12 protein-coding genes are annotated in these 11,619 nt (G+C 73.0%); 2 read left to right on the forward strand and 10 right to left on the reverse strand.

Features of this window, described 5'->3' with window-relative positions; translation table 11 throughout:
* A partial coding sequence (locus AB0G32_RS36775; protein WP_361173995.1) for an ATP-binding cassette domain-containing protein occupies nt 1–305 on the forward strand: 305 nt, incomplete at its 5' end.
* 5 nt (nt 306–310) lie between these two features.
* Nucleotides 311–1,528, forward strand: coding sequence for an ABC transporter permease (locus tag AB0G32_RS36780; RefSeq protein WP_361174091.1), 1,218 nt, complete (start codon nt 311–313; stop codon nt 1,526–1,528).
* 117 nt (nt 1,529–1,645) lie between these two features.
* Here the strand turns inward: AB0G32_RS36780 and AB0G32_RS36785 are convergent, their stop codons facing one another.
* The 10 genes from AB0G32_RS36785 to AB0G32_RS36830 form a co-directional block, all read right to left on the reverse strand.
* On the reverse strand, nt 1,646–2,980 hold the full coding sequence (locus AB0G32_RS36785) for a nucleobase:cation symporter-2 family protein (protein ID WP_361173998.1): 1,335 nt from the start codon (nt 2,978–2,980) through the stop codon (nt 1,646–1,648).
* A gap of 289 nt (nt 2,981–3,269) precedes the next feature.
* Complete coding sequence (locus AB0G32_RS36790) at nt 3,270–4,649, reverse strand: 8-oxoguanine deaminase (RefSeq protein WP_361174002.1); 1,380 nt, start codon at nt 4,647–4,649, stop codon at nt 3,270–3,272.
* A 41-nt stretch (nt 4,650–4,690) separates the two neighbouring features.
* Nucleotides 4,691–6,091 (reverse strand): nucleobase:cation symporter-2 family protein, encoded by a 1,401-nt coding sequence (locus AB0G32_RS36795; protein WP_361174005.1) that lies wholly within the window; start codon nt 6,089–6,091, stop codon nt 4,691–4,693.
* Between the two features lie 65 nt (nt 6,092–6,156).
* Entirely contained in the window at nt 6,157–7,080 is a 924-nt protein-coding gene (gene pucL, locus AB0G32_RS36800; protein WP_361174008.1) for a factor-independent urate hydroxylase, read from the reverse strand.
* Nucleotides 7,081–7,083: 3 nt separating this feature from the next.
* On the reverse strand, nt 7,084–7,485 hold the full coding sequence (gene uraH / locus AB0G32_RS36805; RefSeq protein ID WP_361174011.1) for a hydroxyisourate hydrolase: 402 nt from the start codon (nt 7,483–7,485) through the stop codon (nt 7,084–7,086).
* Nucleotides 7,482–8,015 carry a 2-oxo-4-hydroxy-4-carboxy-5-ureidoimidazoline decarboxylase gene (gene uraD / locus AB0G32_RS36810; protein ID WP_361174014.1) on the reverse strand — a complete coding sequence of 178 codons (534 nt, stop codon included), beginning with the start codon at nt 8,013–8,015 and terminating at the stop codon, nt 7,482–7,484. Before uraD ends, uraH begins: the two co-directional genes overlap by 4 nt.
* A gap of 118 nt (nt 8,016–8,133) precedes the next feature.
* Complete coding sequence (locus AB0G32_RS36815) at nt 8,134–8,502, reverse strand: helix-turn-helix domain-containing protein (protein WP_361174017.1); 369 nt, start codon at nt 8,500–8,502, stop codon at nt 8,134–8,136.
* Nucleotides 8,499–8,750 (reverse strand): hypothetical protein, encoded by a 252-nt coding sequence (locus tag AB0G32_RS36820; RefSeq protein ID WP_361174020.1) that lies wholly within the window; start codon nt 8,748–8,750, stop codon nt 8,499–8,501. Before AB0G32_RS36820 ends, AB0G32_RS36815 begins: the two co-directional genes overlap by 4 nt.
* 234 nt (nt 8,751–8,984) lie before the next feature.
* Nucleotides 8,985–10,253 carry a hypothetical protein gene (locus AB0G32_RS36825; RefSeq protein WP_361174023.1) on the reverse strand — a complete coding sequence of 423 codons (1,269 nt, stop codon included), beginning with the start codon at nt 10,251–10,253 and terminating at the stop codon, nt 8,985–8,987.
* The gene (locus AB0G32_RS36830; protein WP_361174026.1) at nt 10,250–11,554 is read right to left on the reverse strand and encodes a neutral/alkaline non-lysosomal ceramidase N-terminal domain-containing protein; all 1,305 of its coding nucleotides are present in this window, start codon (nt 11,552–11,554) and stop codon (nt 10,250–10,252) included. The genes AB0G32_RS36825 and AB0G32_RS36830 overlap by 4 nt, the downstream gene beginning before the upstream one ends.
* Between the last annotated feature and the right edge of the window lie 65 nt (nt 11,555–11,619).

Here is an 11,619-nt window from a genome sequence, read left to right on the forward strand (position 1 = left end):
ACCGGCTGGGGCACGCTCCGCACCAGCTCTCCGGCGGGGAGCGGCAGCGGGTGGCGATCGCCCGCGCGGTGGCCGGGGAGCCCGCGCTGCTGCTGGCCGACGAGCCGACCGGGGCGCTGGACACGGCGTCCGGGGCGGGGGTGATGGCGCTGCTGCGGGAGCTGAACGCGGCCGGCACCACCGTGGTCGTCATCACCCACGACCAGGAGATCGCCGCGTCGCTGCCCCGCCGGGTGCGGATGCGGGACGGGCTGGTGGTCGAGGACGCCAGGGACGGCGTGGCCGCGGCCGGAGCGGTGCGGTGAGCGCGCTGCTCGCGCCGGAGCGCGCGACGGCTCCGGGACCGGCCCGGCTGGGCCCCTCCGACCTGGTCCGGGTCGGTGCGGTCGGGCTGCGGACCCGTCCGCTGCGGGCGTTCCTGTCGGCGCTCGGCATCGCCATCGGCATCGCGGCGATGGTGGCCGTGGTGGGCATCTCGGCGTCCTCGCGGGCCGGTCTGGACCGGGCGCTGGCCGCGCTGGGCACCAACCTGCTCACTGTCACCCCCGGCTCCACCCTGGCCGGCGAGAGCGCCCAACTGCCGCTCACCGCCGAGGAGATGGTGGCCCGGGTGCCGGGGGTGGAGTCGGTGTCGGCGGTGGGCCGGGTGTCCGACGCCAAGGTGTACCGCAACGACCGCATCCCCGAAGTGGAGACCAACGGCATCGTGACGTACGCGGCGCGCACCTCGCTGCGGTCCGCGATCGGCGCCGAACTCGCCGACGGTACCTGGCTGAACGCGGCCACCGCCCGCTACCCGGCCGTGGTCCTCGGCGCGGCGGCGGCCGACCGGCTGGGCGTCGCGCACGCCGGTCCGCGCACCCAGGTCCTGGTGGCCGGCGACTGGTTCACCGTCGTCGGCATCCTGCGGCCCGCCCCGCTCGCACCGGAACTGGACGCGGGCGCGCTGGTCGGCTGGCGGGCGGCGGCGGCCGGGCTCGGTTTCGACGGGCACGCGACGACCGTGTACACGCGGTCGGCGGAGGCGGAACTGGAGTCGGTGCGCGCGGTGCTGAGCGCCACGGCCAACCCGCAGGCGCCGAGCGAGGCGGAGGTGTCCCGGCCCTCGGACGCGCTGGCCGCCAAGCAGGCGGCGGGCGAGGCGTTCACCGGGCTGCTGCTGGGGCTGGGCGCGGTGGCGCTGCTGGTCGGCGGGGTCGGGGTGGCCAACACGATGGTGATCTCGGTACTGGAGCGCCGGGCCGAGATCGGGCTGCGCCGCTCGCTGGGGGCGACGCGGGGGCAGATCCGGGGGCAGTTCCTCGCCGAGTCGCTGCTGTTGTCGGCGCTCGGCGGGGCGGGGGGTGCGCTGCTGGGGCTGACGGTCACCACGGGGTACGCCCTGTACCAGGGGTGGCCCGCGGTGACGCCGCCGTGGGCACTGGCGGGCGGGGTCGGGGCGACGCTGCTCATCGGGGCGCTGGCCGGGTTGTACCCGGCGGTACGGGCCTCGCGACTGTCGCCGACGGAGGCGTTGGCGACGCCGTGACGGGTGGCCCGTGCGCCGAGCGGCTCGGGGGAGCGGTCGGCGCACGGGCCGTGCGGGGTGGTCCGGTTGTTGGTCGGATCCGGGCCGGTGGGGGTTTTCGCGCAGTTCCCCGCGCCCTTATGGGGCGCTTCTGGCGCCGGCGAGTTCCTGTCCCGCTTCCATCGGGTGGGTGACGTCCTGGGCGTCGCGGTTCTTGCCGAGGTGGTTGAAGACCAGGTTGAGCAGGACCGCGGCGACGCAGCCCGTCGAGATGCCCGAGTCCAGGATGATGCGGGCGGTCTCCGGGAACGCGTGGTAGAACTCCGGCGCGGTGATCGGGACGATGCCGACGGCCAGCGAGACGGCCACGATCAGGACGTTGTTGTCCTTGTCCAGCGCGGCCCGCACCAGGGTCTGCACGCCGCTGGCCGCGACCGAGCCGAACAGGACGACGCCCGCGCCGCCGAGCACCGGACGCGGGACGACCGCGATCAGCGAGGCGGCGACCGGGCACAGGCCCATCAGGACCAGGAAGCCGCCGCCCGCCGCGACGACGAACCGGCTGCGCACCCGGGTCATCGCCACCAGGCCGATGTTCTGCGCGAAGGCGCTGCACATGAAGCCGTTGAAGACCGGGCTGAGCGCCGAGCCGAGGGTGTCGGCGCGCAGGCCGGCCGCGATGGTCTTCTCGTCGGCCGGGCGGTCCACGATCTCGCCGAGGGCGAGCATGTCGGCCGTGGACTCGGTCATCGACACCACCATCACCACGCACATCGACACGATCGCCGCCAACTGGAACTGCGGCGCGCCGAAGTGGAACGGGGTGGGGAAGCCGACCAGGTCCGCGTCGGCCACCGGACCGAAGTCGGTGACACCGAGCGGGACGGCCAGGAGGGTGCCGGCCACCAGGCCCAGCAGTACGGCGATCTGCTTGACGAAGCCGCGGGTGAAGCGGCGCAGGAGGAGGACGATGGCCAAGGTGGCGGCGGCCAGGCCCAGGTTGGTGGGTGAGCCGTAGTCGTCCGCCGTGCTGTCGGGGCCCTGCGCCCAGCCGAAGGCGACCGGCAGCAGGGATATGCCGATGAGAGTGATAACCGTGCCGGTGACGACCGGCGGGAAGAAGCGGACCGCCTTGCAGAAGACCGGCGCGGCCAGGAAGCCGAGGAGTCCGGCGACGATGACCGCGCCGAATATCAGCGGCAGCGCGTCGGACTTGTCGTCGGTGGCGGCGACCACGGCGGTCATCGGGGCGACCCCGGCGAAGGTGACGCCGTTGACGAAGGGCAGCCGGGCGCCGATCTTCCAGACGCCGAGGGTCTGCAACAGGGTGGCGAGACCGGCGGTGAACAGGCAGGCGCCGGTCAGGAAGGTCAGTTCGGTGCCGGACAGACCGACGGCGGCGCCGACGATCAGGGGCGGGGCGACGACCCCCGCGTACATGGCGGCCACGTGCTGGAGGCCGGTCGTCGCCATCCTCGCGGGCGGGAGTTTCTCGTCTACTGGGTGCTGGTCAACAGGGTGGTCGGCCACGGCGGCTCGCCTCCGGTCGGTTGCACGTCGACTCTGACGTGGGTGTCAAGGAGGTGGTGCGGAGGTGCGGGCGGTCGTGCGGGACCGTCGACGGTGGGGAGGGGTGCCGGATCCGGGCCGCGCGCGTCCCCGTGCGCGCCCCGGATCCGGCCGCCGTGCCGCCCTTGCGGGTGCACGGCCACCGGCCGGGAGCCGTCCCTCCCGGCCGGAGTCTGGGTCGTCGCGAAGGCGGTCAGCCGTGTGCCGCGATACGGGCCAGGCGGCGGGCCTCGGCCCGGGTGGAGCGGGCGACGGCGTCCTCGTCGACGGTGAGCAGCCGCCCGTCCTCGACGATCTGCCGGCCGCCCACGAACGAGGCGGTGACCGGGGCGGCGGCGCCGAACACCAGGGCGGCCACCGGGTCGGCGATGGAGGCGTGGGCGAGGGTGTCCATCCGCCACAGCACCAGGTCGGCCAGCTTGCCGGGCTCCAGCGAGCCGGTCTCGGCGGCCCGGCCGAGCACCCGGGCGCCGCCGAAGGTGCCCAGCCGCAGGGCCTGCCGGGCGTTCAGGGCCTGCTCGCGGTGGGCGCCGAGCCGGTTGACGAGGAGGGCGTTGCGCAGTTCGGTGTGGAGTTCGCCGGACTCGTTGGAGGCGGTGCCGTCGACGCCGAGGCCGACCGGGACGCCGGCCGCGAGCAGGTCGGGGACGCGGGCGATACCGGCCGCGAGGCGGGCGTTGGAGGACGGGCAGTGGGCGACGCCGGTGCCGGTGCGGGCGAAGGCGGCGATGTCGGAGTCGTTCATGTGCACGCAGTGCGCCATCCACACGTCCGCGCCGAGCCAGCCGGTGGACTCGAAGTAGTCGGTGGGGCCCATGCCGAACAGCTCGTGGCAGAACTTCTCCTCCTCCACCGTCTCCGAGCCGTGGGTGTGCAGCCGGACCCCGAGCCGGCGGGCCAGCTCGGCGCCCTGGCGCATCAGTTCGGTGGAGACGGAGAAGGGCGAGCAGGGCGCGACGGCCACCTGGGTCATCGACTCGAAGGCCGGGTCGTGGTGCTGCCGTACCGTTTCCTCGGTGGCGGCCAGCGCGTCGTCCAGGGACTCGACGGCGAAGTCCGGCGGCAGGCCGCCGTCCGACTCGCCGCGGTCCATGGAACCGCGGGCCAGGGTGAAGCGGACGCCCGTCTCGCGGGCGGCGCGGATGATCGCGCCGGACAGGTCGCCGGTGCCGCGCGGGAAGACGTAGTGGTGGTCCATGGCGGTGGTGACACCGCCGCGGGCCATCATGACGAGGGACCCCTGGGCCGCCGCGTACACCATCGGCTCGTCGATCCGCGCCCAGGTCGGGTACAGCGCGGTCAGCCAGTCGAAGAGGTTGTGGTCGGTGGCCAGGCCCCGGGTGATCCACTGGTAGAAGTGGTGGTGGGTGTTGACCAGGCCGGGGGTCACGAGGTGGCCGGCCGCGTCGATCCGGCGGACGACGTTCGCCAGGTCCGCGGGTGCCTGCCCGGCGCCGAGCGACTCGATACGGTCGTCCGCGACGACGACATACCCGGTGGCGTACTCGGTGTCCTGGGCGTCTACGGTCGCGATCGCGCCGTTCTCTATCACGATGCGCTGGGTTGCTGCCATGATGCGTCCTTTTCTTCTCGCGAGCCGGGCACGGCAGGACCCTAGGAGGATTTGAGTGCCGGAGCGGTGGTACCGATCCGGGTGCCGAGATGGTGGAAGAACAGGTTCAGCCCGACGGCGACGAGCGCGCCGGCGCTGATGCCGGAGCCGAGCACGGTCTGCGCCCAGGCCGGGAACCCGGCGTAGAAGGTCGGCGCGGCCAGCGGGATGATGCCCGCGCCGAGCGCCACGGCCACCAGGATGATGTTGGAGCTGTCGTCCAGGCCGGCCTCGGAGAGGGTGCGGATGCCGCTGACGGCGATCGAGCCGAAGAGCACGATGCCCGCGCCGCCGAGGACCGGCATCGGGACCAGGGAGACCACCGCGCCGAGCACCGGGAAGGCGCCGAGCACCAGCAGGGTGGCGCCGGCCACGGCGACGACGTAGCGGCTGCGTACCCGGGTGAGCGAGACGACGCCGACGTTCTGCGCGAACGCGGAGGTGGGGAAGCCGCCGAAGACCGGGCCGACCAGGGTGGCGAGACCGTCGGTGCGCAGGCCCCGGGTGATGACCTTGGCGTCGGCGCGGCGGTCGCAGATCTCGCCGAGGGCCAGCATGCTCGCGCTGGACTCGGTCATCAGCACCAGCATCACGATGCACAGGGAGAGGATCGCGGCCGGCTGGAAGACCGGGGCGCCGAACGCGAACGGCGTGGGCAGCGCGGCGACCGGCGCCGAGCCGAGCGCGGAGAAGTCGGCCATGCCGAACGGGATGGCGGCGAGCGTACCCACCAACAGGCCGACCAGCAGGGCGACTTGCTTGAGGAAGCCTTTGCCGAAACGTTGCGTCAGGAGGATGACGGCGAGGGTGAAGGCGGCGAGCGCCAGGTTGCCCATCGACCCGAAGTCGGCCGCGTTCTCGTCGCCGCCCTGCGCCCAGCCCACCGGGACCGGCATCAGTGTGACGCCGATGAGGGTGATGACCACGCCGGTGACCAGGGGCGGGAAGTAGCGCAGCAGCCGGCCGAAGAACGGGCCGACGGCGAGGCAGAAGACGCCGGCGACCATCACCGCGCCGTAGATGGCGGGCAGTTGGCCGCCTTTGCCGTTGGTCTCGGCGATGGCGAGGATCGGGGCGATGCCGGCCGAGGAGGCGGCGTTCACGAACGGCAGCCGGTTGCCGACGAAGTGCCGGACACCGAGGGTCTGGAGCAGGGTCGCGACGCCCGCGATCAGCAGGGACGCGGCGATCAGCCGGGTCCGGGCCGCGAGGTCGAGACCGCAGGCCTGGCCGATGATGAGCGGCGGAGTGACGACACCCGCGTACATCGCGGCGATGTGCTGGAGCGCGGCGGGGACGAGCCGCGAGGGGCGGAGCTTCTCGTCCACCGGGTGCACGCGGATGCTGTGCGCCGGCGGGGTGGAACAGGGGGCTTTGGCCGGCCCCTTTGCTGGCTGTGCCATGGTGTTCCCTCCGGTGTGGCGCGCCCCCGGCCCGGCTCACGGGCGGCGGGGGCGCGCGTCCCGCGTCAGAGGTTGGTCATGTCGACCGGGATGCGTGCCTCGCGGCCGTCGCGCAGCACCGTGGCCTCGATCAGGCCGTAGGGACGGTCGGCGGCGAAGTACACCTCGTTGTCGTTCTTCAGGCCGAACGGCTCCAGGTCGACGAGGAAGTGGTGGCTGTTGGGGAGCGAGAAGCGGACCTCGTCCACCTCGCCGCGGTGGTTGATGATGCGCGAGCCCATCTGGTACAGGGTCTGCTGCAGCGAGAGCGAGTACGTCTCGGCGAAGGCCTGGAGCATGTGCTTCCTCACCTGCTCGTAGGACTTCTCCCAGTTGGGCATCTTCTGCTCGTCGTCGGTCCAGTTGAACCGCCAGCGGGCGGAGACCGAGGTGGCCAGGATGCGGTCGTAGGCTTCCTGGAGCGTCGTGTACTTGTCCTTGACGTAGCCCCAGAACTCGGAGTTGGTGGAGTTCATCACGGTCAGGTCCTTCAGACCGGAGATGACCTCCCACTTCTCGCCGTCGTAGGTGATCTGGGCGACCCGGGTCTCCTGGCCCTTGCGGACGAAGGAGTGCTTGACCTCGTCGGCGCCGATGAACTTCGAGTTGGCGTCGGAGGTGGCGATCCGCTCCCAGGCGTACTCCTCGACGCGGATCCGGGCGCGGTGGATCGGCTCCTGCGAGGTGACGAAGTGCCGGGCGAGGTGGATGCCGAACTGCTCGGCGGACTCGATGCCGTGCTCCTTGGCGAACGCGAACACCGTGTTCTTGGTGGTGTCGGTCGGCAGCACGTTGGCGTTGGAGCCGGAGTAGTGCACCTCGTCCATGTCGCCGGAGAGCGCGACGGAGACGTTGAGGTCCTTGATGTGGTGGGTGGCGCCGTCCCGCGTGATCTTCACGACTCGGTTCTCGGCCTTGCCGTACTGGTTCTGTCCCAGGATGGTCGGCATGAGCTAGCTCCCTCGGTAAACGGAGTAGCCGAACGGGTTGAGCAGCAGCGGTACGTGGTAGTGCTCGCCGGGGTGCACGGCGAAGGTGATCGCCACCTCGGGGAAGAACACGGCACCGCTGTCCCGAGTCGCGGGGGCGTCCTGCTGCACATCGGCTTGCTTCTTCGATGTTCCTTCGAAGTACGCCTCGACGGCGAAGTCGAGCCGTACGTGGGTGGTGCCCTCCGGCAGTGCCGGGAGGTCCTTGCAGCGCCCGTCGGGGTCGGTGGCCGAGCCGCCGAGCGGCCGCCAGTCGGCGTCCCGGCCGGCCCGGGCGGCGAGTTGGACGGCGACGCCCTCGGCGGGGCGGCCGGCGCTGGTGTCCAGGATGTGGGTGGACACGGAGGCGGTGGTGCTGGTGCTCATGGTCGGGCGTCCTGTTCGGGGAGTGGGGCTTCGACGAGCCGGGCGAGCCGGATGCGGTTGATCTTTCCCAGCTCGGTGCGGACGATCTCCCGTTCCCGCTCGGGCGAGTTGCCGATCCGCTCCCTGACCGCGTCCCGCATCTGTTCACCGGTGCGGCCGGTGGCGCAGATCAGGAAGACATGGCCGAACTTCTCCTGGTAGGCCAGGTTGAGTTCGAGCATCTCGGCCTTCAGCTCGGCCGGGGCGCCGGCCATGCCGGCCTGCTCGCGGGAGGAGGCCGGGTCACCCGGCTTCGGCCGGCCGATCGGCGGGTGCCCGGCCATCGCCGCCGCCAGGTCCGCCGGGGTCAGTGCGGCCGTGGCGGTGTCGCTCGTGGCGTACAGGTCCTCGGCGGTGGCGTAGGGGCGGGCGGCGGTCAGCCGCTGCCCCCAGGCCGCACTGGCGCACACCTCGTGGAGTGCGGCGCGGGCCGCGGACTGAGCGAGGGTGTTGAATCGGGCCAGACCCGGCGGCGTGGAATGGGACGTCACGGGAGCCTCCGTGGCCTTGTGCTGAACGGGCGTGCCGATAGCTAACGCGCTCGGCGGCACAGCGTCAACAGTTTGTTGAAAATTCGCCCTCGCGCATCACCACGCCGGCCCCCGCGGCTCAGAGGCCCTTCTCCCGGTTGAGGTAGTTGTAGACGGTGAAGCGGCTGACGCCCAGCGCGCTCGCCACGGTCTCCACCCCGTGCCGCACCGAGAAGGCGCCGCGCGCCTCCAGGTTCCGTACCACCTCCTGCTTGGACTTGCGGTCCAGTTCGGCCAGCGGCACCCCCCGCCGGCGCTCCATCGCGGCCAGGATGTGGTCGAGGGAGTCGGCGAGCTGCGGCAGCCGCACGGCGACCACCTCGGCCCCTTCCCAGGAGAGCACCACGTCGTCCCGGCCGGCCTCGTCCGGCGGCACCAGGACCCCGCCGATCGCGTCGACCAGGGGCTTGACCGCCGCGATGAACGGCTCGTCCGCGCCGCCGGTCATCGCTCGCCCTCTGCCACCACGTTGATCTGGAGCGAGACCCGGGTGGCGCCCGCGTCGAGGGTCCGGCGGAGCAGGGTTGTCAGCGCGGTGAGCACCTGGTCGGCGCCGCCCTCGGCGGTGTTGCCGAACGGGCCGACATCGACCGCTTCCAGGTCGGCGGCCTCGACGACCTCCCGGGCGACCACCGCGTGAGCGGGCGCCTCGTCGAGGTCGAAGGGCTCGGTCGTGAACTCGACTCTCAATCGCACTGCGTCCCCTTGTGCCGGTCTGTCCCGCATGTTCTCCCCGTCGTCCGACGGGGAGGGCGCATCTGGGCACAGCCGGCCGTCGGGCGCCGGACGCCCGGTGCGCGGCCGTCGTGGCCCGCTGCCGCGCCCAAGCCGTTCCGGCACGACCTTAACGGACAGCCCTGGCGCGGTCGGCGGAGATGTCCAGGCACGTCGTGGTGTGCGCTGCCGGCCCGCGGCGACCGCCGCCGGGTCTCACAGCGAACGCAGGAGTCCCGTCACCCGGGCGGCGACCGTCTCCGCCGCTCCCCTGCCGTAGCGGGAGTTCATCGCCTCGTAGGTGATCCGGTCGTAACCGCTCTCGTCCGCCATGTACTTGGCGGCGCCGTTGACCATGGTGACCACCCAGGTGTCCGGCCAGGGCGAGGCCGCTCGCACGGCCAGTCCGGTCCGGCAGGTCAGCTCGGCCTGGGTGCCGGCGACGACGGTGTCACCGATGCGTGCCAGTACGACGGGCGCCCGGGTGGTGCCGTCCGGCTCGAAGACGTACGTCGTCGACGGGCGCAGCCAGTGCAGTCCCGCGGGTGCCTTCTGGGCGGGGACCTCCACCTGGTGGTGGGCCACCCGCAGCGGCGCCGTGAGCGGCGCCGTCCCGATCCGCCCGGCGGCCCGCAGCGCGGCGTCGCCGAGCCGTTCGCCGAGCAGTGTCACCAACAGGTGCGCGTCGTCGTGCGCGTCGGTCTGCCGCGGCTCGCCGTGCTCGTCGACCGACGCGCGCACCGCGGTGAGGTACGGGGCCTGGTCGCCGGCCGCGCCGATGAGGAACAGGGCCACGGCGCCGTCACCGTGCCGCTGCTCGATCCGGCGTACGGCGGCCCCCGCCAGGTCGGCGCTCACCTGCCGCTCCCCGGCGCGGGTCCGCGACCCGTTCAGCACCGAGGACTGGACGGCGTAGTTGACCAGTACGGCGATGGCACGCCCGTCGGTGTCGTCGATCCGCAGCACACCGACGCGGTCGTCGGTGGTTCCGGCGTCGTCGGCGCCGAGCCACCAGCCGTGCGCGGTGGCCACGTCCCGCTGGACGTTCACCCGGCAGGTGCCGTGCCCGGACCCGACCCGGGCCGGCCGCATCGTAGCGGCGGCCCGCGTCGCGGCCCGGTTCACCGCGTCGTCGACGGCGGCGGCCAGCAGGCCGTTGCGATGGGCCGCGGGACCCTGGACGCCGCCGGGCGGGAAGACGTGCGGCGCGGAGAAGGTGTGGCTCGCCACGACCAGGCAGGCCAGCGGCGCCACGCCGCACACCCGGTGCAGGACGGCCCGGGTGCGCTCGACCTGGTCGTCGAAGACGGACGTCTGGTCGATCACCACCACGGCCAGCCGGGTCGTCCCGTCGTCCAGGACGAGTACCCGGACGTACAGCGGATCGTGCACGGAGGTGAAGCCGTCCACCGGCAGCAGGCCGGGCGGCAGGCCGACGGCGGCCCGGCCGGCGCCCGCGGTGAGGACCGGCCGGGAGGGCGTCATCGTGCTCCCCCGTCGGGTCCGCAGGCCGCGATCAGGTCGAGGACGCCGTCGACGACGGCGCTCTCGACGTGACCGCGTTGGATGGGGCAGCCGTTGACCGAGTGCACGGGCCGGTCGAAACGGGCTTCGTCGGGCAGATAGCCGATCCGGTCGTTGGCGATGGAGACGAGCAGCGTGCGGGTCAGCGGCGACCTCGCCCGCAGCCGCCGGTACAGCTCGGTGACGACCTCGCCGGACACCCCGGCCAGGGCCACGTCGCCGATCCGCAGGAGGGACAGCCGCAGCGGCACGGTGTCCACGGTTTCCTGCCGCATCGTCTCCATCACGTCCCGGCCGGCTTTCACCGGACAGGCGACGGCGCGCTGACCGGCGCCCAGCCGCACCGCACCGCGGAGATCACGGGTCGCGCGCGCCACCCGTACCGCCTCGGCCCCGACCAGCAGCCCCTGGGCCTCCATCGCCGCGTAGGCGCGTGCCTTCTGCCGCTCGTCGGGCGCGACGCCGAAGGGCACGCCCAGGTCGATCCGCGGCGCCTGGTCGCCCAGGGCGCCGGGGGTCCACAGGGCGACCACCTCGCCGCCCCGCCCGTCCTGGAGTACGTCCTCGATGTGGCGGCACGCGGCACCGGCGAGGTCGCCGCTGATCTCCGACGTGCCGAACACCACGGTGGAGTGGACGGCGTAGTTCACCACGAGGGCGATCGGTACTCCGTCCAGGTCCTCGAACTTGAGCACCTCGACGCTCTTCTCCGACGGCCCGTCCGGGTCCTGGCCGATCACCCACCGCCCGTCGACGTACTGCTCGCGGTTGACGTTGACGTCGGCGCGGCCGGTGCCCGCACCGAACCGGGCGGGACGCGCGGCGGCCCGGGCCCGGCCGAGCGCGTCGACGACGCGGTCGTAGACCGACTCGGTGTACGCCCGGGACTCCGGCCCGCCCGCGTGGGCCAGCGCGCCGGGTGACACGTCCGCGATCCGGGGCGCGTTGTGGGTGTGCGTCGCGGTGACCACGACGTGGTCCGCCGGGATGCCCAGCTCGCGCTCGATCCGCTCGCGCAGCGGGGTGATGTCGCCGGCCTCGATCAGGTCCAGGGAGATCAGCGCGGCCTCGGTGTCCCCGTCGTCGAGGTGCAGCACCCGGACGAAGATCGGGTCGTGCACCGCGCGGAAGTCACCGGGCATGGGGTGCAGCCCGGTCAGGTCGGCGGGGGTGATGTCCGCCTTGGCGGCGCCCACCCGCAGTGCGCGGGCCGGGGACGGGGCGGGAGAGGCGCCGGGGCGCGGTCGGTTCTCCGGGGACACGTGGTTCTCCTTGCGGGTGGGGGGTGAAAGTAGCAGCGTGGCCTGTGTGCCGGGGCCGGCCGATG

The organism is Streptomyces sp. NPDC023723 (assembly GCF_040639815.1).
Classification (GTDB): Bacteria; Actinomycetota; Actinomycetes; order Streptomycetales; family Streptomycetaceae; genus Streptomyces.

What these genes read in the sequence shown, in the direction of transcription:
- AB0G32_RS36825 (WP_361174023.1), bottom strand. Translation starts at nt 10,253, where the DNA reads ATGACGCCCTCCCGGCCGGTCCTCACCGCGGGCGCCGGCCGGGCCGCC.
- uraH (WP_361174011.1), bottom strand. Translation starts at nt 7,485, where the DNA reads ATGAGCACCAGCACCACCGCCTCCGTGTCCACCCACATCCTGGACACC.
- pucL (WP_361174008.1), bottom strand. Translation starts at nt 7,080, where the DNA reads ATGCCGACCATCCTGGGACAGAACCAGTACGGCAAGGCCGAGAACCGA.
- AB0G32_RS36785 (WP_361173998.1), bottom strand. Translation starts at nt 2,980, where the DNA reads ATGGCGACGACCGGCCTCCAGCACGTGGCCGCCATGTACGCGGGGGTC.
- AB0G32_RS36795 (WP_361174005.1), bottom strand. Translation starts at nt 6,091, where the DNA reads ATGGCACAGCCAGCAAAGGGGCCGGCCAAAGCCCCCTGTTCCACCCCG.
- AB0G32_RS36815 (WP_361174017.1), bottom strand. Translation starts at nt 8,502, where the DNA reads ATGACCGGCGGCGCGGACGAGCCGTTCATCGCGGCGGTCAAGCCCCTG.
- AB0G32_RS36790 (WP_361174002.1), bottom strand. Translation starts at nt 4,649, where the DNA reads ATGGCAGCAACCCAGCGCATCGTGATAGAGAACGGCGCGATCGCGACC.